This window comes from Rhizobium sp. BR 315, assembly GCF_050577975.1.
Classification (GTDB): domain Bacteria; phylum Pseudomonadota; class Alphaproteobacteria; order Rhizobiales; family Rhizobiaceae; genus Rhizobium; species Rhizobium miluonense.
Map to the genome: position 1 here is coordinate 109,297 of NZ_JARWKZ010000007.1, position 18,945 is coordinate 128,241.

Here is an 18,945-nt window from a genome sequence, read left to right on the forward strand (position 1 = left end):
GTTTTGATCGCAATCCCTTACGGCATGCTGGCTGGTCTCAACGACCAGCCCTGTTCTCCAGAGGGACTTTCACTGCCGGTGAAGCGGCAGGATATGATGTTCAGTCAGGGGCGCCATGGCTATGGCGCCCGGATGAGCGGGCGATACCCAGCGAATTTCCTCGATCTCCGCCGCAGCGGTAATTGCTGCGTCGTCGGCATGCAGAAGGTATTGGTGGGATGGCGCGCAATTCAGTTGCGGTTCGCAAGGGTCGAGTAAACAGCAGATCGTCCTGCCCTTCAACTCGGACGGTAGCCTGGCAATCGATATACCGGCTTCCGTGCACTATCAGCCCGGCGGAAAGGCGGAAGCCGTCGTCAGCGGCAATCCTGCTCTTCTCGATCATGTGAGGCTGGAGGGCGGCAGGTTGAGCTTGGATTGCCATCCGGGCTGGTCCATGTCCAAATTCGACGTCAGCCTGTCGGGCCGCTCGTCACCAATTGGAAAGGTCGCTGCGATGCGGCGACCGTTGTCCCCTGAGTTCAATCGATGTCACCCGATCATCTTGCTTTGAGTGATTCTCATGTTAATCAATGAGATTAGTAGTCTCAGCGAACATACGAAACCGATGCAGAATAAAACAGACAGCGACGCCAAACAGCCATCAGCATCCGATACTGCAGCAGCAAAGCCCAAGCGATCGCTGCGAGAACCCCGTCGTTCCCTGGCTATCGGGCTTCTGCGTGCCCGCGAAGCGGTCATGAGCCATTTCCGGCCGATCCTGGCAGCGCATGACGTTACCGAACAGCAATGGCGTGTTATCCGCGTCCTCTACGAGGCCGGCAAGCTCGATGCGACGGAACTGGCCGACAAGGCATCCATTCTGGCGCCGAGCCTGACGCGGATGATCCGGCTGCTTGAGGAGCGTGGCTTCATCACCAAGCACAAGGACGAAGCGGATGGCCGCAGGGTGCTTCTGCAGATCACACCGGCAGGCGAGGGGATCGTAACGGAGGTCATGCCGGAGAGCCTGAAGGTCTATGCCGATATCGACGCGCGTTTCGGTGTGCAGCGTGTGGAACAGCTTTTGGACATGCTGGAGGAACTGGCATCGCTGAAGCTGGAGAACGGCTCGGTTGGGGAAGAGTAAACACTTCCCTCGATTTATTAATGTGTTAAGTATTTAATTGACGGGACCGAGGATCTATAGCAGTCTCCATCAGCGCTGACACTGTTGGGAGGCAGAGTTGGATCTGTTGCAGAATCGCAGCCTCATCGAACGGACCTGGTCGCCAATACCCTATGATCAATGGGTGGACGACCTTCAAAGCATCTGCGGGAATTTCAACCCGCATGTGATGCAGCGCGGTGATAGCGTCATCGGCACGGCGAGCCGCATCGATGTCTGCGGCATGGAGTTCGCCCACGTCTCCAACGACCTCGACTATGTTCATCGCGATTGGGACGACATCCGGCGCGATGCCAACGAGCACCTGTTCCTGATCCTGCAGCTCGAGGGCGTTTGCGGCGTCGAACATTCCGGCCAGCAGAACATTCTCGATGTCGGCGAATGCATTCTCGTGGATTCCACCCGACCGACCACCTTCTATTTTCGCGGGCATTTCTCCAATCATCTGTCGCTGCATCTGCCACGGCAATTGATGTACTCGGACAGCAGGATCGATTTTGACGTCGCTCGCAAGCTTGTCGCATCCGATCCGATGGCGATGATGCTGCGGGCGCTGATTGCCAAGATGATGACCACACCGGAAAGCGATGTGGCCTCTCCGCATCTGCGTCAGCTGATGTTCGATACGACCCGCCAGGCCTTTCTGTCGACAAGCGTCCAGGCGACGAGTTTGAATTCGCTGCATGACAGCGCCAGCAGGCGCATGCAGATGGTCGATATTCTGATCGACAAGCACCTGACCGATACGGACCTCAACGCCAAATGGCTGGCGACCAGGCTTGGCGTGTCGATCCGCACCCTACAACAGGATTTCCAGGGCATGGGAATGACCTGCACGACCGTCATCCGTGACAAGCGCTTGCGCTTTGCCCGCGAAAAGATCGAGCAGCTCAAGGAGCGGCGCAACCCGACAACGATAGCCGAAGTCGCCTATTCGGCTGGTTTCAACGACATTTCCTATTTCAATCGCAGCTTCAAGGAGCTGTTCGATTGCGCCCCGAGCGAGCTGCTGCGCTCCGCCGAGCCGGCTCATAGGTTGGACTGAGCGCAGTCTGCGCTCCAGTCCAAGACGAGGCGCGTTTCTCCCCAAGACGGGTCTTTCTGCAAAAGTCATAGTCCTCTCGAAAGTCACGGGAGGAGAATATCGTGAAGCAGTATACCCTGCTTATCGGCGGCGAGCATGTTGCCACGTCCCATCATGCACCGGTCGCAAATCCGTCGAGCGGCGATGTGGTCGGCTATATGCCGCTTGGCAGTGAAGCGGATCTTGATCGGGCGGTTGCCGCCGCGGCCGAAGCTTTCAAGACATGGTCGCAGGCTTCGAACGAAGCGCGCGCGATCGCTTGCCGTGCGGTTGCAGAGAAGATCAACGAATATGCGGAGGAGCTTGCCCAGATCCTGACCCGGGAGCAGGGTAAGCCGCTCAACGGCCTTGGTTCACGCTTCGAAATCGGTGGTGCGCTTGCCTGGACGCGGCATACTGCCGAACTCGACCTGCCGGTCGAGGTGCTTCAGGACGACAATGAAGGCCGCGTCGAGCTGCATCGCAAGCCGATCGGTGTCGTCGGTTCGATCGCGCCCTGGAATTGGCCTGTCATGATTGCCTGCTGGCATATCGTGCCGGCCGTGCGCGCGGGCAATACCGTCGTCATCAAGCCGTCGCCGCTGACGCCGCTGTCGACCATCCGCCTCGTCGAAATCATGAACGAGGTTCTCCCGCCCGGCGTTGTCAATGTTATTACCGGTGAAAATAGCATCGGCGCCGCACTTTCCGCCCATCCGGGCATTTCCAAGATGACCTTCACCGGCTCGACGGAAACCGGCAAGAAGGTCATGGCGTCGGCTGTTGCAACCTTGAAACGGCTGACGCTGGAACTTGGCGGCAACGATGCGGGTATCGTTCTACCCGATGCTGACCCGAAGGCCATCGTCGAGGGGCTCTTCTGGGGTGCTTTCATCAACAATGGCCAGACCTGCGCGGCGTTGAAGCGCCTCTATGTGCATGACAGTATCTATGAAGAGGTCTGCAGCGGGCTCGCCGATTATGCCGGCAAGATCGCCGTCGGTGACGGGCTGGACGAGGCGAGCATTCTCGGTCCCGTGCAGAACGAAATGCAGTTCAATAAGGTGCGTGAACTCGTTGACGATGCGCGCGCCAATGGCGGCCGTATCCTGACTGGCGGCGCGCCGATGGACCGGCCTGGATACTTCTATCCGATTACGCTCGTTGCCGATGTCGACCATGGCGTGCGGCTGGTCGATGAAGAGCAGTTCGGCCCGGCTCTTCCGATCATCCGATACAGCGATATCGATGAGGTGATTGCCCGCGCCAATCAGAATCCGGCAGGCCTCGGCGGCTCCGTCTGGTCTGCGGATGCCCAGAAGGCGAGGCGCTATGCGATGCAGCTCGAATGCGGCTCCGTCTGGATCAACAAGCACGGCACCATTCAGCCCAACGCACCCTTCGGCGGCGTAAAGCAGTCCGGCATGGGGGTCGAGTTTGGCGCTGAGGGGCTGAAGGAATTCACGACAATCCAGACGGTGCTGAGCTAAGTGATGGCGACCTATGACTACATCATCGTCGGTGGCGGATCCTCGGGCTGCGTGCTGGCGAACCGGCTCTCGGAAAACCCGGCGCACAAGGTTCTATTGATCGAGTCCGGCCGGCGGGACGCCGATCCCTGGATCCATATTCCCGCAACCTTCTTCAAGGTGCTGGGCAAGGGGATCGATATCCATCCCTATGCCTCGAACCCCGACAGGGGCTTGAACGGGCGTCCGAGCATCACTCCGCAGGGCAACGTGCTTGGCGGCGGCAGTTCGGTGAACGCGATGATCTATATTCGCGGTCATCGAAACGATTACGATACCTGGTCGCAAATGGGGTGCCAGGGCTGGTCCTATGACGACGTGTTGCCTGCCTTCCGCTCGCTTGAAAACAACGAGCGACTGAACGGCCATTTTCATGGCAGTAAAGGCGGGCTGCACGTTTCGGATCCGCGTCATCGCCATCCGCTGAGCGAGGCCTTTATCAAAGCTGCGACCGAAATCGGCATTCCGCACAATGACGATTTCAACGGCGCCGATCAGGCTGGCGTCGGCTTTTATCAAAGCACGACCTATGGCGGCCGTCGCTGGAGCTCCGCCCAGGCCTTCCTGCGCGAAGCGGAGAAGCGGCCGAACCTGACTGTGCTGACGCAACGCAAGGTTGCTCGCATCCTGTTCGAAGGAAAAAAGGCCGTTGGGGTCGAACTGCTCGACGGTACGATCTTCAAGGCACAGCGTGAAATCGCGCTCACTGCCGGCGCGATCGCCACGCCGAAAATCCTGCAGCTATCCGGCATCGGCAACGCCGGGCATCTTTCGTCACTTGGCATCAAGGTCGTCGCCGACCTGCCGGGCGTCGGCGCCAACTATCAGGACCACTTGGAAGTGCCGGTGCAGGGCGAAACCCATGAGCCGATCTCGATCCTAGGTCATGACAAGGGTCTGCGGGCCGCTGGCCACATGTTGCGCTATCTGACGTCGCATCGCGGGTTGCTGTCCTCCAACGTTGTCGAGTGCGGTGGTTTTGTCGACACGGCAGGCACGGGACAGCCGGACGTGCAGTTCCATGTGCTGCCAGTCTTGATCGGTTTTGTCGATCGTGATCCGGAGCCCGGACATGGCCTCAGCATCGGGCCCTGCTATCTGCGGCCAAGGTCGCGCGGCTGGATTCGGTTGAAGAGTGCCGATCCGACGGAGCAGACGGATTTCAACGCCAATCTGCTTTCCGACCCCGCCGATGTCGAGACCTTGGTGCGCGGCGTCGAAACGGCGATCCGCATCCTCGATGCACCGGCCCTTGCCACGCTGGTCAAGCGCCGCGTGCTGCCGAAGCCCGGTGTTGAGGAGGATCCGGACGCGCTGCGGGACTACATCCGCCAATCCTGCAAGACGGTGTTCCACCCTGCAGGCACGGCCCGCATGGGCCGGGCGGACGATCCCAATGCTGTGGTTGGACCGGACTTGAAGGTGCGCGGCATCGAAGGCCTGCGGGTCTGCGACGCCTCTGTCATGCCGACCCTGGTCTCGGGCAACACCAACGCGCCGACGATGATGATTGCGGCGAAGGCTGCGGCCTTCATGACAGGAAAGGCGATTTCCGGCTGAGCCGGAGATCATTGAAGCAAAGATCCCGTGGGGAGCGGGACAACAAACTGGAGGAGACAATGCCTATCAATCTCAGAGGGCTGGCGATCGGCCTTTTCCTGACGCTCGTTTCGGCGTTCAGCGCGCATGCGGCTGCATCCTGCGGCGACAACACCGGCAAGCCGGCAACCGGCGAGCCGATCATCATCGGGGCCATCACCGGCAAGACCGGTCCGGACGATTTCTCGAACTCGACCAAATCGGCAAAGGCCTATTTCGATTGCCTCAACGCCAATGGCGGCATCAAGGGGCGGCCGGTCAAATATCTGATCGAGGACGACCAGTGGAACCCGGAGATCGCCGCGCAGCTGGCAGCCAAGCTCGTCAATGATCAGAAGGCCGTGCTGATGGTCGGCAATTCGAGCTATGTCGAATGCGGCGCCAATGCCGAGCTCTACAAGAAGGCTGGCATTCTGGTCCTGGCCGGTGTCGGCGTGCCGCGCGAATGCTTCTTTGCCGACAACATCGCGCCGACCAACGCCGGACCGCGCGTCTCCATGCTGGGTGCGATGGGCTATGCGCTTGACAAGCTCCATGCCAAATCGGTCGTCTGCATCGCACCGAACATCCCGAATGTCGGTACCTGGTCGTGTGATGGCGTCGCTTTGCTCGCCAAGGAAAAAGGCTTTGCCGCACAGACGATCCTGATGGATCCGGGCTCTGCCGATGCGACATCCGTCATCTTGCAGGCAGCTGCCAGCAAGCCTGACGTTATCGTTCTCGGCCTTTCCAAGGGTGTTGCGGTGCCGCTTTTAACGGCAGCCGAAGAGCAGGGCCTGAACCAGTCGATTACCTTCTTGAGCGCCGCTTCTGCCTATGACCTCTCCGTTCCATCCACCATCGGCTCGGGTTGGGATGGCAAGTTCTACGTCAACATGGAGTTCAATGATCTCGAGGCAACCACGCCGGACAATCAGAACTGGCTTGCCGTCATGGATCAGTACGGTCAGAAGTCCGACCCGCGCGATACCTTCGCTCAGGCCGGTTATCTGGCGGCGCGCGTCGCCGAAAAGGCGCTGATGACGCTCGATCCGGCCAAGATCAACCGTGAGACCGCGTCCGCCGCCGTGAAGCAGATCAAGGACTTCAAGAGCGATATCTTCTGCGCTCCCTGGTACTTCGGTGATGGCCAGACCCGTCACAATGCCAATTCGACGACGAGCATGGCCGTTGCCGAAGGCGGCAAGTGGAAGGTCGTCTCCGACTGCGCACCGTCGCCCGATCCGGAGTTGAAGGACATCCGTGCTTTCGAAAAGTCTGCCGGCCTCAACTAAGTCCTGAAGCTTGCCATCGGTTCCGCGGCTGCAACGCTGCGGAACCGAGCGACCCGAGAGGATCGATCCATGAACTTTCTACCCTTCGTCATTTCCGGGCTGGGAATCGGTGCCGTTTATGCCTTGTCCGGCGTCGGCCTTGTCGTTCTGTTTCGAGCGACCGGCGTTCTCAATTTTGCCTTCGGTGCTTTCGGTGCCATCGGCGCCCACTGTGCCTGGCAGCTGCTTGAGTGGAAGATGCCGCTCGTTGCTGCTATTCTGGCAGCCGTTGCCGTCTCCACCACGATCAGCTTTCTATATGGTCGGATTTTCGCACCCATGCTGTCGCATCGCGACATCGTCGTACGTGCGGTGGGAACGCTGGCGCCGGCTCTCCTCCTGATCGCGATCATGGGGGTCATCTGGGGCGAGCTGCCGCGCCGCCTGCAGTTTCCCACCGACCAGATGTTCGTTTCTCTCTTCGCCGTTCGCCTGACCTACACGCGCATCATCGCCATCATCCTGGCCGCCGCCATGGTCGTCGCCATCACGCTGTTGCTGAACCGCACCCGGCTTGGTCTCGATATGCGAGCTCTTGCGAATGATCGTGATCTCAGTGCGGTCCTTGGTGTGCGTATTCTCTATACGGAAACCGCCGCCTGGATCATCACAGGCATCTTTTCCGGCTTTGCCGGCCTATTGCTCGCCGACCTCGTCCGCTTGCAGGGAACGTTCCTGACCCTGCTCGTCATCCCGGCGATCGCGGCCGCGATCCTTGGCCAATTGCGCTCGCTTTGGGAAACTGCTGTTGCCGGCATTCTGATCGGCATCGCCGAGGCCGTGCTGACGCCGATCGCCTGGATCTCGCCCTATCGCGCAGCAGCACCCTTCGTCATCGCGCTCGTTGCAGTCACGATCCTGGGAGGCACGGCGAGAGCCGCGTTGAAAGACCGATGACCGTTCAGGACCAGACAATCGCCTCCAACGCCGAAGGCCTATCGATGGTGCGCTTGCCCAAGCAGCTTCTGCATGTTCCGGTGACGATGGCGATCTTCTCGATGATCGTCGCTCTCCTTGCCAATTCCTTCTGGCTCTCGGCTGCAACATCCGCTGTCGCCTTGTCACTCTCGGTTGCCGGGCTTGCCATTCTTTACGGCCAGCTTGGCTTGGTCTCCCTCTGCCAGTTTGCGCTCGTCGGCGTCGGCGGCTGGGTGACGCTTCGTATCGGCCATGGCTTTCATCCGCCGTTCGAGGTCAGCCTGCTTGCCGGCGGGATCGTTGCCTCGGTGGTGGGGCTGGCGTTCGGCGTGCCGGCGTTGCGGCTGCGCGGCCTTTATCTGGCGCTTGTCACGCTGATGCTGGCCGGCGCGTTCCAGATCGTCATCGGTGCCTGGGGCTTTCCGGACGGCGGTCCGGGCTTCCTCGGGCGGGCTGATGGTTCCGGGCGCCAGATGTTGGCAAGGCCTCTGATCGCCGATGGAGAGGTTGCGTACTTCCTCTACGTCTGCGCGGCGGCGGCAATCGGCCTGTTGATTGCGCAGTGGCACAAACTTGCTCGTCCGGGCCGCGCCTGGGCACTGATCCGCAAGGGCGAGACCGTCGCCGTTGCAAGCGGTGTCAATGTTCTGATCTACAAGGCATGGGCCTTTGCGCTGAGCGGCTTTCTGGCCGGTCTTGCCGGCGGCCTGCTCGCCGGCAATGTCGGCCAGCTCGACGGGCGCGCCTTCGGCGCTTTCGATAGCCTCAATCTCTTTGCGCTGGCCATCGTCGGCGGTGTGTTCAATTGGTACGGCGCCCTGATTGCCGGGCTCCTGCTGCGCGCCGTGCCGGCGTTGCTGACGGATCTCGGCATCGACGGCTATGTGACGATCGGGATTTTCGGGATGGCGCTGTTCCACGCGCTGGCAACCGCACCGACCGGCATTGCCGGTCAGGTATCGGGTGTGATCGCCTGGGTCGGAGATAGGCTTTTCCCGGGGAGGGAGCGATGATCAAGATCGAAAATCTCGTCGTGCAGTTCGGCGGCGTGCGGCCGATCAATGAACTCAGCGCGGTGCTGACGGCTCCGGTTGCCGGCCTCATTGGCCCGAATGGCGCGGGCAAGACCACGCTGCTCAATGTGCTCTCCGGTTTCGTCAGGCCGGTTCAGGGCGCGGTTTCGCTGGGCGAACGGGCTCTGTTGCCGATGTCGCCGCTTCAGCGCGTGCGTGCGGGCCTGCGGCGTTCGTTCCAGACCGAGCAGGTCGTCGAAGACCTGACGGTTTCCGGTAATATCGCTGCGATCGCCGACCATGTCGTACCCGTGGGACATCGTTCCGGCGCCGTCGACCAGGCTCTCTCCTTTGTCGGTCTGACGTCAGTTGCCGATCGGCTCGGTCAGTCGCTCAATCTGTTTCAGCGTCGTCTCGTCGAGCTTGCGAAATGTGTGATCGGCAACCCGAAGCTCATCCTGCTCGACGAACCGGCCGCCGGATTGACTGAGGAGGAGGGCAAGGCATTTCGCGAACTGGTTCTCCGCATCCCGGCGGAATTCAGGGCACAGGTGCTGATCATCGATCACGATGTCGACCTCATCCGCTCCATGTGCAGCGAGACCATGGTGCTCGACTACGGCAAGCTTCTTGCGCTCGGCCCGACCCATGCCGTGCTTGCGGATCCCAACGTGCGTCGCGCCTATCTGGGGGAATTCTGAGATGACCGGCACGTCCGAGGTCCGCGTCGAAAATCTTGTCGTCGAGCGTGGTGGCAAGCGCGTTATTCACGATGTTTCCTTCTCGGTGACCGCCGGCAAGGTGACGGCGCTGCTTGGCGCCAACGGCGCTGGGAAGTCGAGCACCGTCATGGCCATGGCGGGCGCTCTGCTGCGCGGCGGTTCGGTACGTCTCGACGGCATTGTGCTCGATGGATTTGCGCCGGATCGTATTCGTCGTGCGGGCCTTGCTCTCGTTCCGGAAGGCCATCGCGTGCTGGGGCAGCTCTCAGTCGAGGACAATATCCTTGTTGCCGCTCTCGATCCGTCGGCCAATGCCCGCAAGCAAGGGCTGGAGCACGCCTACGAAATATTTCCTGAACTTGCCGAGCGCCGTCGCCAATCGGCATCGGATCTGTCCGGCGGCCAGAAGCAGATGGTGGCGATGGCACAGGCTTTCGTCGCCAAGCCCCGCTTCATGATCGTCGATGAATTGTCTCTGGGCTTGGCGCCTACTGTCGTCAAGCGGCTGGCCGAGGCGCTGAAGATCGCCGCCGCCGGCGGTATCGGCGTTCTCCTGATCGAGCAATTCGCCAACCTCGCTCTCGATCTCGCCGATCAAGCGCTTGTTTTGGAGCGGGGACGCCTCGTCTTCGACGGTTCCGCCGCCACTTTGAAGGCGCAGCCGGACATTCTCCACGGCGCCTATCTCGCCAGCTGATATGTGGGAGCTGCCATGACGTTTTCCTCCGATCTTTTTACCGGACGAACGATCGTCGTCACCGGAGGCACATCGGGCATAGGTGCTGCCAGCGTGCAGCGCTTTGCCGAGCTTGGTGCCCGTGTTGTGAGTTGCGGCCTCGGCGCATCGAAGGCGCCCGCCGGACCTCGGATCGAAAACCATGAAGTCGATGTGCTCATGCCAGGGACGCTCGAAGCTTTCTTCGCGTCGGTCGAAACGATCGATGTCCTGGTCAATTGCACCGGCGTCAGCCGCGATCGCGGCGAATGGTCGAAGCCTGTGTTCGACGAGGTCATGGCGATCAACCTGACTTCGGTTATGGATTGCTGCCGGCTCGCGCGTCCGCGCATGCAGGCCGGCTCGGCGATGGTCAACATCGCTTCGATGTATTCGACCTTCGGCGCTGCCGACCGTCCGGCCTATGCCGCCAGCAAGGGAGCGATCGTGCAGCTGACGAAATCGCTGGCGCAGGAATATGCGCAAGCGGGAATCCGCGTCAATGCTGTTGCGCCGGGCTGGATCGTCACGCCCCTCAGCCGGGCTCTTTTCGCCGATGAGGCTGCTTGCGGACCTATTCTCCAGCGCATTCCTGCCGGCAGATGGGGCACTGCCGAGGAAATCGCCGATGCGATCGTCTTCCTTTCGTCGGAGGCGGCTCGCTATGTGACGGGCGCCTGCTTGCCGGTCGATGGCGGATATCTCACGTCTTGAGGGGTTCTATCATGATTGGGGCGCCTCAACGTCATGTCGACATCGCCGGTGGGCGAGACTTTGCCGGGCTGGCCCGCAATCTCTTCGGCAATGTCCGGCTTGATTTCGGCGCAGCCGACGAGAATAAGAGCCGTATGGTGTCGGCGATGCTCGGCGCATGCCGGCTGACCCACCTGGAGGCGGATCGGCATGTCGTTTTCGGCGAACGCGTCACGGCGGGGCCGGATGATCCGGATGCGATCAAGTTGATCCTGCAGACGGAAGGGACAACCTCGCTCCTGCAGGGCGGAAAGCATGCGCCGGTCCAGACCGATGTTCTTGTCATCTATGACCCACGTCGGCCCTATGTGCTGACCAACAGCACGTCCGTGCGCCAGCTTCTACTGCAGTTGCCGCGGCATGCACTCTCGCACAGCGCCATCGAGCGGCTGGCGACACCTTTTACAGCTCATGCAGAGCAGGACGGCATGTGCCGCATCCTGCTGTCTTTGATGGAATCGACCATGCATGAGATCGGCCACCTCGATGAGGCACGTCGATCCGGGATCGGCCAGACCATGATCGATCTCGTCCGCACCGTGATCGGCGCTGATTCACAGCCGGCAAGACCGGTTGCCAATCCGTTGGACCTGCTATTGCAGCGGATCAAGGATTTTATCGAAAGCAATGTCGAGCGGCCGGACCTGACCATCACAATGATCGCGCGCCGCATGGGCTGCTCGGTGCGCTATGTTTACCGCGCGTTCGAGGTCGAGTGCCTGACGCCTTCGGACTATATCTGGAATTTGCGTCTGCAGAAGGCTGCCGCACAGCTGCGCGAAGCCGGAGGCTATGCCGGCGAAATATCTGAAATCGCTTTTGCACTCGGCTTTTCATCCAGCGCGCATTTTTCCAGGGCCTTCCGCAATCGCTTCGGCGTTTCGCCGTCGCAATGGCGTCGGGCTGGGATCGCATAGAGAGGCGACCCGGCCTGGAGCTGGGCCGCCTCGACCGATTAACGCATCGATTCAGCCACCCGAAGTGTGTCGGTGAACTGCTCGAACCGACGGATCTTATCCTGTGCTACGCCCCAGACGTGTACGACGCGGGCTTTGAAAGATTTGCCCGTCTGCTTATTCGTGGCGGTATATTCGCCGACAGCGACCACGTCGTCGCCGGCATTGAGTAGGCGTTCCAGCGTGAAGGTGTATCCGTCAAATGACTGGCCGAGTGCCTGAAAGACATTCTTGAAGATTTCCTGCGGGCCGACATAGGTGCCGGCGCAGGGGAAACCATCCATCTCGGTCCAGCGGCAATCGGGTGCGATGTCGGCGAGCATGCCATCCATGTCGCGGCGGAGGTTGGCGTCGTAATGCGCCTTCACGATATCGAAAGCTGTTCGCATAGTGCCATCCTTCACACTGGTTCCTGGCCGGGCAGGTAATAGGTCATCGAGGCCTTGCGGATGAAAGCGCCGGCCGGGCTGTTCTGGATGCGTCCGTCACCGGTGATGCCCAGGAATTTGCCCGTCGAGCGCATGTCGTTGAAATTGTAGAAGAATGTCGATGCGACCGCGATCTTGAATTCGCGGAAGGTGAAGATGTAGTGGTTTTCGTCGAACTTGTAGGTGGTGGTCAGGTCGACGTCGCCATGGCCGCGCTGAACGCCGACGAGGCATTGCCAGGCATAGCGCTGCGACGACAGATAGGTGTGCTCGTAAACGTGGTTCGGGCTGTAGGTGAAATGTGCTCTGAGCCCGATCAGGTCGCGGCTTTCCGCCGGAGCCTGGCCGCTGACAACACCGCCCTCGATGATGCCGGGACGGAAGATCTGTGCCACCTGTGGCTCACCGTCCGAATCTTTCAGCTCGCGAACGATCGAGTAGATCGACAGGGCGCGACGCGTCTCAACGTTGAGGATCAGCGTTTCCGCTTCCTTGGAACGTCCGGCAAAGACAACCTCGACGAAATAAGTATTCGGCGCGACTTCGATCACTTCGGCCTTGTCGGTGGCGCTGTCCTTGCCATCGGACCATTTGACGTCCTCCTTGCCGAAGGCAAGCTCCAGTTTGTGGCCATCATCAAAGGCAACCTTGTGAGACGAGCCGGCAAGAGCATCCGTCGCCGGCAGGCGGTTTGTGTCGATGCCATAGGCGAATTGGTCGTAAGTTTTCCAATCCTTTGGATTCTGGTTCATCGCTATTTCCTCCCCCTTATTCCACAAATGCCAGCGTCGGCAGATCGACCGTGCCGGCGCCGCCGTCGACGGTCAGGACCGCGCCGTTGATCATTGAAGCTTCGCCCGAGGCGAGGAAGCAGACGGCGTTGGCGACGTCTTCGGCGGTTGCCGGCCGGCCAAGCGGCACGTCCTTGGTGACGAGCGCGTAGGCTTCCTCGATGCTGTTCAGCTTGTATTTCTCGACGATGAACTCCATCTGCTCGTCGGCCATGGCCGTCGTTACCCAGCCGGGGCAGACGGTGTTGGTGCGCACGCCCTTGCGGCCGTAGTCGCGCGCCAGCGATTTCGCGAGGCCGATACAGCCGTGCTTCATGGTGACGTAGCCCGCGGCATCCGGCCCGGCAAAGAGGCCGGCGATCGAGGCGAGAACGACGATGTTGCCCTTGCTCCTGATGAGATGGGGCAGGGATTCGCGTGCGCTGACGAATGCGGTATTGAGGTTGAGACGAACGGCAAGATCCCATGTCTCGTCCGACATGCTGACAGTCGGTCCGACTCCGTGGCCACCGGCATTGGCGATCAGGATGTCGAGGCCGCCATAGGTCTCGACGACTTTCTCCACGGCAGCCTTCATCGCGGCGCCATCGGCAGCGTCGGCTGCGACGACAGTCGCGCCGATCTCTTCGGCAACGCTTCTAAGCGGCTCGGGACGGCGCCCAACGAGCGCGACATTGCCGCCTTCCTGGCGGATGCGGCGCGCGACCGCTGCGCCGATACCCGTGCCACCACCCGTAATCAGGGCCGTCTTGTTCTTGAAACGCATGTTTCCTCCTCTTGGATTTCTTGAGCATCATGGCCGATGCGTTCGCGGGCGTCGCGTCCAGCTGTGCAGTCCGTTTTGACTGAGCGTGCACAACGCGTCCGATCACATGGCTCCTCCGCCGTGTGATTGACAGACGCCCCTCGCTGGTCTGCGATAGGCGTCCGAGGCGATCAGTAAACTTTCGCGTCTGCCGGCGGCTTGGCGGCCTCCGCCTTCTTGAAATCGTCCAGGAGCTTGGTCGTGGCATTGGCAAGCAAAGTGACGTCGTTGCCAATGGCGACAAAGGTCGCGCCAAGTTCGAGATAGCGCTTCGCAAGCGAGAGATCGCCAATCAGGATGCCAGCCGCTTTGCCATGGGCCTGAATTTTCGCCAGCGCCTTTTCGACCTCCGCCTGCACCTCGGGTGCGCCCGGCTTGCCGAGATAGCCCATGTCGGCAGCGAGATCGGCGGGGCCGATAAAGATGCCGTCGACGCCATCCGTCGAGGCTATGGCATCGAGCGCTTCAAGTCCGGCGCGGCCTTCCACCTGCAGGAGCAGGCAAATCTCGTCATTGGCTGTCGGCAGGTAGTCGGGAATGCGGTTGAAGGCGGAGGCGCGGGCAAGGGCCGCACCGACGCCGCGCACGCCATGCGGCGGATATCTGACAGCCTTGACCATGGTCTCGGCCATTTCCCTGCTATCGACCATCGGGATGAGCAGGGTCTGGGCGCCGATATCGAGCATCTGCTTGATGATCCAGGTCTCGCCGATCGGCGGACGGATCACCGCATGGCTTGTCGTCCCCTTCATCGCCTGCAATTGCGAGACGAGAAGCGGTATGTCGTTCGGCGCATGTTCGGCATCGAGCAGCAGCCAATCGTAACCGGCGCCGGCGGAGATTTCGACCGTGTAGGCATTGGCGAGGGCCTGCCAGAGGCCGATCTGCGCCCGCCCTTCCTTCAATGCCTGTTTAAAAAGGTTCTTGGGCGCAGGCATGTCTTACTCCTTCATGCAAAGAACAGGCTGACCGATCCGTAAGGACCGAAATCGGCAGTGATCGTATCGCCGTGCCGCGCCTCGATCGGGCGGATGAATGACCCGGCAAGAACGATCTGACCGGCTTCAATACCGTCGCCATATTGCGACAGGCGATTGGCAAGCCAGGCGATGCCGCGTGCGGGCTGGTTGAGCACGCCGGCGCCAAGGCCGGTTTCCTCGACCTCGGCGTTGCGGCTGACGATCGCCCCCATCCAGCGCATGTCGATCTGGTCGGGCCGCACGGCGCGGCCGCCGGTGACGATGCCGGCATTGGCGGCATTGTCGGAGATGGTATCGACGATGGTGCGCGCCTTCTTCGTGTCGGGATCGACGCGAAGGATGCGCGTGTCGAGGATTTCGAGGGCGGGTGTCACATAGTCGGTGGCATTCAGCACATCGAAGATCGAGACGTTCGGTCCCTTGAGCGGCGCCTTCATGACGAAAGCGATCTCGGCCTCGATGCGCGGCTGAATGAAGCGGTCGGCCGGCACGGTGGCGCCATCCTCGAAGACCATGTCGTCGAAGAGCACGCCGGAATCCGGAATGTTGATGTTGAGGGCGTATTGCATCGCCTTCGACGTCAGTCCGATTTTCCAGCCGATCGGCTTGCGGCCTGCCGCGATCTTCTTTTTGACCCAGGCGCTCTGGACGGCATAGGAATCGTCCATCGTCATCTGGGGATGCTTGAGCGAGAGGAGCCCGGTCTGGACACGCGTCCGCTCCGCCTGATCAAGGCTTTCGGCCGCAGCCTGGATTTCGTCATGCGACAGCATCAGCGCACCTCGTCGGCGATGGTGTTTTTGAGGATGCCGAGGCCATCGGCCTCGACTTCGACGACATCGCCTGGCTTCAGCCAGATCGGCGGATCGAAGCGGGCGCCGGCGCCTGTTGGCGTGCCCGTGACGATGAGGTCGCCGGGAACGAGCGTGGTGAAGGTGGAGACGTAGTTGATGATCTTGCGGAAGGAGAAGATCATCCGGCTGGTGCGGTCGCTCTGTCGCACTTCGCCGTTGACGCGGGTCGTGAGCGCAATGTCTTCGAGCTGTGCTGGATCGGTGAACGGGATCAGCCAGGGGCCGATCGAGCCAGTATTGTCGAAGTTCTTGCCCTGGGTGACGTTGAACTTCGCGTGACGTACCCAGTCGCGGATCGTGCCCTCGTTGCAGAGCGACAGGGCCGCGATATGGGAGAAGGCGTCGGCTTCGGCGATCCGGCGGCCAGCCTTGCCGATGACGATGACGATCTCGCCTTCGTAGTCGAGCTGCGGGCTTTCCGGCGGCCTGATCAGCGGCTGGTCATGCCCGGTGAACGAACGTGGAAAGCGGATGAAGAGAGAGGGGTTGGAAGGGGCAGCCTGCCCATCCTTGTACTCCTCGTTGCGGTCGGGGAAGTTGACCCCGACGCAAATGATCTTTTCCGGCGACGGAATGGGAATTTCGAAGCGGATGTCGTCGAGCGCGAAATCCGGCTTCAACGTCTTGGCTTCCTCCGCGAGCTGAACGAGGCGACCGGCCTCGATCACTTCGCGCAAAGTCGGCCATGTCGCGCTGTGGCGGGCGGAGAGGTCGACGACACCGCCGTCGACCGCAAGCCCGTAACCATGACGGCCGTTTCTCGAAAAGGACAGGAATCTTGGATGGGTCATGCTTTCATGGCCTTGGTTTTTGACCTCAGACGACGCCGCCGAGGCAGACATACTTGATTTCGGTGAATTCCTCGATGCCGTAGCGCGAACCCTCACGGCCGAGGCCGGAGAGCTTGACGCCACCGAAGGGTGCTTCGGCCGTCGAGATCAGGCCGGTATTGACGCCGACCATGCCGTATTCCAGGGCTTCCGCAACGCGGAAAACGCGGGCGAGGTCCTTGGCATAGAAGTAGGAGGCAAGACCGAATTCGGTGTCGTTGGCCTGAACGATGACATCGGCCTCATCCTTGAAGCGGAAGAGGGGAGCCACCGGTCCGAAGGTCTCTTCTTTGGCAACGGCCATTGAGGGAGTGACATCGGCAAGCACCGTCGCCTCATAGAAGCGTCCGCCGAGCTGGTGGCGATGACCGCCGGTAACGACGCGGCCGCCCTTGGAGACGGCATCGGCGACATGCTCTTCGACCTTGTTGAGAGCCGCCTCGTCGATCAGCGGGCCGAGGTTGATGCCTTCGTCGAAACCGTTGCCGGTCTTGAGCGAGCCGACCGCCTTGGAGAGCTTCTCGGCAAAGGCATCATAGACGCCGTCCTGCACATAGAGGCGGTTGGCGCAGACGCAGGTCTGGCCGTTGTTGCGGAACTTGGCGATCAGTGCGCCTTCGACAGCCGCATCGAGATCGGCATCGTCAAACACGATGAACGGCGCATTGCCGCCGAGCTCCAGCCCGAGCTTCTTGATGGTCGGCGCGCTCTGCTTGTAGAGTTCGGCGCCGACTTCGGTCGAGCCGGTGAAGGTCAGCTTGCGCACGACCGGGCTTGCGGTCATCTCGCCGCCGATGGCGCGGGCCGAGCCTGTGATCACGCTGAACAGGCCCTTGGGCAGGCCGGCGCGTTCGGCAAGAATGGCGATGGCGATCGCCGAGAACGGTGTCTGCGAGGCAGGCTTCAGCACCATGGCGCAACCGGCAGCAAAGGCAGGCCCGGCTTTGCGGGTGATCATCGCATTCGGGAAATTCCAGGGGGTGATCGCCGCGACGACACCGATCGGCTGCTTCATGACCAGAATGCGCTTGTCCTTCTGGTGGCCGGGGATGATGTCGCCGTAAACGCGACGGGCCTCTTCGGCAAACCATTCGATGAAGCTTGCGCCATAGGCGATCTCGCCCTTGGCTTCGGCAAGCGGCTTGCCCTGTTCGGCCGTCAGGATGCGTCCGAGATCATCCTGGTTTTCCATCATCAGCTCGAACCAGCGCCGCAGGATGCCGGAACGTTCCTTGGCGGTGCGGGCGGCCCATTCCTTCTGGGTCGCCTCGGCTGCGGCAATCGCTTTCTTGGTCTCGGCAGCACCCAGATTGGGAACCAGGCCGATGATCTCGCCTGTTGCCGGATTGTCGACCTTGATTGCATTGGATGGATCGGCTTCAATCCACTCGCCGCCGACCAGTGCAGCCTGCCGGAACAGCGTTGCGTCCTTCAATTTCATGACTATCTCCTCGCCTGGATAACGTTGAAAAGAGCGCGCACTTTCGCCCACTCTCAAGGGTAACGCTTAAGGCGCGATAATCGGCTGTGCCTTCAGTTCCGGTTCCGCGACTACTGCGCCAGCGAACAGGCTACCATGTTCGAACCAGGATTTGGGAGCGGGCGCGCCCCAAAGAGTCTGACGCTGCGGATCCTTGAGGTCCCATTTTATCGGCTCCAGATCTGGATCGACGGTCTGGTAGTCCGAGCAGTAAATCTCGATGCGATGGCCATCCGGATCGAGGATATAGAGGAAGAAGGCGTTGGAGATGCCGTGGCGGCCCGGGCCACGCTCGATATTCGAAACCCAGCCGGTGGTCGCCATCAGGTCGAGCAGGTCGATGATGTTGAGCGGCGTCGGCACCCAGAAGGCGGTGTGGTGCAGGCGCGGGCCGCGACCGTTGGTGAAGGCGATGTCGTGGACGCCGCCCTTGCGGTGCGTCCACGCTGCCCAGAGGCGCCCGGTTTCTTCGTCCGCCGTATATTCGGTCACGCGGAAGCCGAGTTCGTTATAGAAAGCAACGCTTTCGTCGACATTGGTCGAGAAGCAGTTGAAGTGGTCGATGCGCAGCGGCTTGACGCCCTTGTAAAGCGCGTATTTCTGATGGATCGGCGGCAGGCGATCCATCTTCGAATAGAATTCAAGGGGTATGCCATGCGGGTCGCGGGTGCGGAAGGTCCGTGCCTGATAGGGGCGCTCGACCCATTCCACCGGCAGGTCCTTGCCCTTGAAGAAATGCGCCGCCTTGTCGAGATCCTCATCGTCGAAAACCTTGAAGCCGAGATCGCGGGCCTCGGCCTTGTCGGATTTCTTCAGCACGATGCAGTGATGGCCGCGCTCTTCCAGCGCCCGCAGATAGATCGTGTCGGCCGTCTCGTCCGTCACCTGCAGGCCGAGCGTGTCGACATAGAAGGCGCGGGACTTGGCAAGATCGGTGACGCCGAATTCGACATGGCTGAGGCGCACGATGTTGAAGGGCGGATAGAGATTGGGTTTCGGCAGGGGCATTTGTTCCTCCTCTTTATGCG

At 61.0% G+C, this 18,945-nt stretch carries 20 protein-coding genes; 12 read left to right on the forward strand and 8 right to left on the reverse strand.

Features of this window, described 5'->3' with window-relative positions; translation table 11 throughout:
- Positions 1-3: 3 nt before the first annotated feature.
- The 12 genes from QD409_RS10545 (at position 4) to QD409_RS10600 (ending at position 11,710) form a co-directional block, all read left to right on the forward strand.
- Positions 4-258, forward strand: a complete 255-nt coding sequence (locus QD409_RS10545) for a hypothetical protein (RefSeq protein WP_430762670.1) — start codon at positions 4-6, stop codon at positions 256-258.
- Positions 259-607: 349 nt separating this feature from the next.
- Positions 608-1,129, forward strand: coding sequence for a homoprotocatechuate degradation operon regulator HpaR (hpaR, locus tag QD409_RS10550; RefSeq protein WP_208858609.1), 522 nt, complete (start codon positions 608-610; stop codon positions 1,127-1,129).
- Positions 1,130-1,226: 97 nt separating this feature from the next.
- On the forward strand, positions 1,227-2,213 hold the full coding sequence (locus QD409_RS10555; RefSeq protein ID WP_430762671.1) for a helix-turn-helix domain-containing protein: 987 nt from the start codon (positions 1,227-1,229) through the stop codon (positions 2,211-2,213).
- A gap of 101 nt (positions 2,214-2,314) precedes the next feature.
- A complete protein-coding gene (locus QD409_RS10560) occupies positions 2,315-3,721 on the forward strand; it encodes an aldehyde dehydrogenase family protein (protein ID WP_430762672.1) in 1,407 nt (468 codons plus the stop codon).
- A 3-nt stretch (positions 3,722-3,724) separates the two neighbouring features.
- Complete coding sequence (locus QD409_RS10565) at positions 3,725-5,320, forward strand: GMC family oxidoreductase (protein ID WP_430762673.1); 1,596 nt, start codon at positions 3,725-3,727, stop codon at positions 5,318-5,320.
- 59 nt (positions 5,321-5,379) lie between these two features.
- Entirely contained in the window at positions 5,380-6,633 is a 1,254-nt protein-coding gene (locus QD409_RS10570; RefSeq protein ID WP_430762674.1) for an ABC transporter substrate-binding protein, read from the forward strand.
- 69 nt (positions 6,634-6,702) lie between these two features.
- Complete coding sequence (locus tag QD409_RS10575) at positions 6,703-7,569, forward strand: branched-chain amino acid ABC transporter permease (RefSeq protein ID WP_430762675.1); 867 nt, start codon at positions 6,703-6,705, stop codon at positions 7,567-7,569.
- A complete protein-coding gene (locus QD409_RS10580) occupies positions 7,566-8,603 on the forward strand; it encodes a branched-chain amino acid ABC transporter permease (protein ID WP_430762676.1) in 1,038 nt (345 codons plus the stop codon). The genes QD409_RS10575 and QD409_RS10580 overlap by 4 nt, the downstream gene beginning before the upstream one ends.
- A complete protein-coding gene (locus tag QD409_RS10585) occupies positions 8,600-9,304 on the forward strand; it encodes an ABC transporter ATP-binding protein (RefSeq protein ID WP_092844567.1) in 705 nt (234 codons plus the stop codon). Before QD409_RS10580 ends, QD409_RS10585 begins: the two co-directional genes overlap by 4 nt.
- 1 nt (position 9,305) lies before the next feature.
- On the forward strand, positions 9,306-10,022 hold the full coding sequence (locus QD409_RS10590) for an ABC transporter ATP-binding protein (protein ID WP_430762677.1): 717 nt from the start codon (positions 9,306-9,308) through the stop codon (positions 10,020-10,022).
- Positions 10,023-10,037: 15 nt separating this feature from the next.
- Positions 10,038-10,754, forward strand: a complete 717-nt coding sequence (locus tag QD409_RS10595; RefSeq protein WP_430762678.1) for an SDR family NAD(P)-dependent oxidoreductase — start codon at positions 10,038-10,040, stop codon at positions 10,752-10,754.
- A gap of 11 nt (positions 10,755-10,765) precedes the next feature.
- Positions 10,766-11,710 (forward strand): helix-turn-helix domain-containing protein, encoded by a 945-nt coding sequence (locus QD409_RS10600; protein ID WP_430762679.1) that lies wholly within the window; start codon positions 10,766-10,768, stop codon positions 11,708-11,710.
- Positions 11,711-11,748: 38 nt separating this feature from the next.
- On the opposite strand, the gene QD409_RS10605 is transcribed toward QD409_RS10600, so the two are convergent.
- The 8 genes from QD409_RS10605 to hpaD all read right to left on the reverse strand — a co-directional run bounded on the left by QD409_RS10605 (position 11,749) and on the right by hpaD (position 18,925).
- Positions 11,749-12,138, reverse strand: coding sequence for a nuclear transport factor 2 family protein (locus QD409_RS10605; RefSeq protein WP_092844559.1), 390 nt, complete (start codon positions 12,136-12,138; stop codon positions 11,749-11,751).
- Positions 12,139-12,149: 11 nt separating this feature from the next.
- Complete coding sequence (locus QD409_RS10610) at positions 12,150-12,929, reverse strand: MoaF C-terminal domain-containing protein (RefSeq protein WP_430762680.1); 780 nt, start codon at positions 12,927-12,929, stop codon at positions 12,150-12,152.
- A gap of 16 nt (positions 12,930-12,945) precedes the next feature.
- Positions 12,946-13,734 carry an SDR family NAD(P)-dependent oxidoreductase gene (locus QD409_RS10615; RefSeq protein ID WP_430762681.1) on the reverse strand — a complete coding sequence of 263 codons (789 nt, stop codon included), beginning with the start codon at positions 13,732-13,734 and terminating at the stop codon, positions 12,946-12,948.
- A 170-nt stretch (positions 13,735-13,904) separates the two neighbouring features.
- On the reverse strand, positions 13,905-14,711 hold the full coding sequence (hpaI, locus tag QD409_RS10620; RefSeq protein ID WP_430762682.1) for a 4-hydroxy-2-oxoheptanedioate aldolase: 807 nt from the start codon (positions 14,709-14,711) through the stop codon (positions 13,905-13,907).
- Positions 14,712-14,722: 11 nt separating this feature from the next.
- The gene (gene hpaH / locus QD409_RS10625) at positions 14,723-15,526 is read right to left on the reverse strand and encodes a 2-oxo-hept-4-ene-1,7-dioate hydratase (protein ID WP_430762683.1); all 804 of its coding nucleotides are present in this window, start codon (positions 15,524-15,526) and stop codon (positions 14,723-14,725) included.
- The gene (locus tag QD409_RS10630; protein WP_430762684.1) at positions 15,526-16,398 is read right to left on the reverse strand and encodes a fumarylacetoacetate hydrolase family protein; all 873 of its coding nucleotides are present in this window, start codon (positions 16,396-16,398) and stop codon (positions 15,526-15,528) included. The genes hpaH and QD409_RS10630 overlap by 1 nt, the downstream gene beginning before the upstream one ends.
- A 25-nt stretch (positions 16,399-16,423) precedes the next feature.
- The gene (gabD, locus tag QD409_RS10635; RefSeq protein ID WP_430762685.1) at positions 16,424-17,878 is read right to left on the reverse strand and encodes an NADP-dependent succinate-semialdehyde dehydrogenase; all 1,455 of its coding nucleotides are present in this window, start codon (positions 17,876-17,878) and stop codon (positions 16,424-16,426) included.
- Between the two features lie 66 nt (positions 17,879-17,944).
- Complete coding sequence (hpaD, locus tag QD409_RS10640) at positions 17,945-18,925, reverse strand: 3,4-dihydroxyphenylacetate 2,3-dioxygenase (protein WP_092844547.1); 981 nt, start codon at positions 18,923-18,925, stop codon at positions 17,945-17,947.
- Positions 18,926-18,945: the final 20 nt, after the last annotated feature.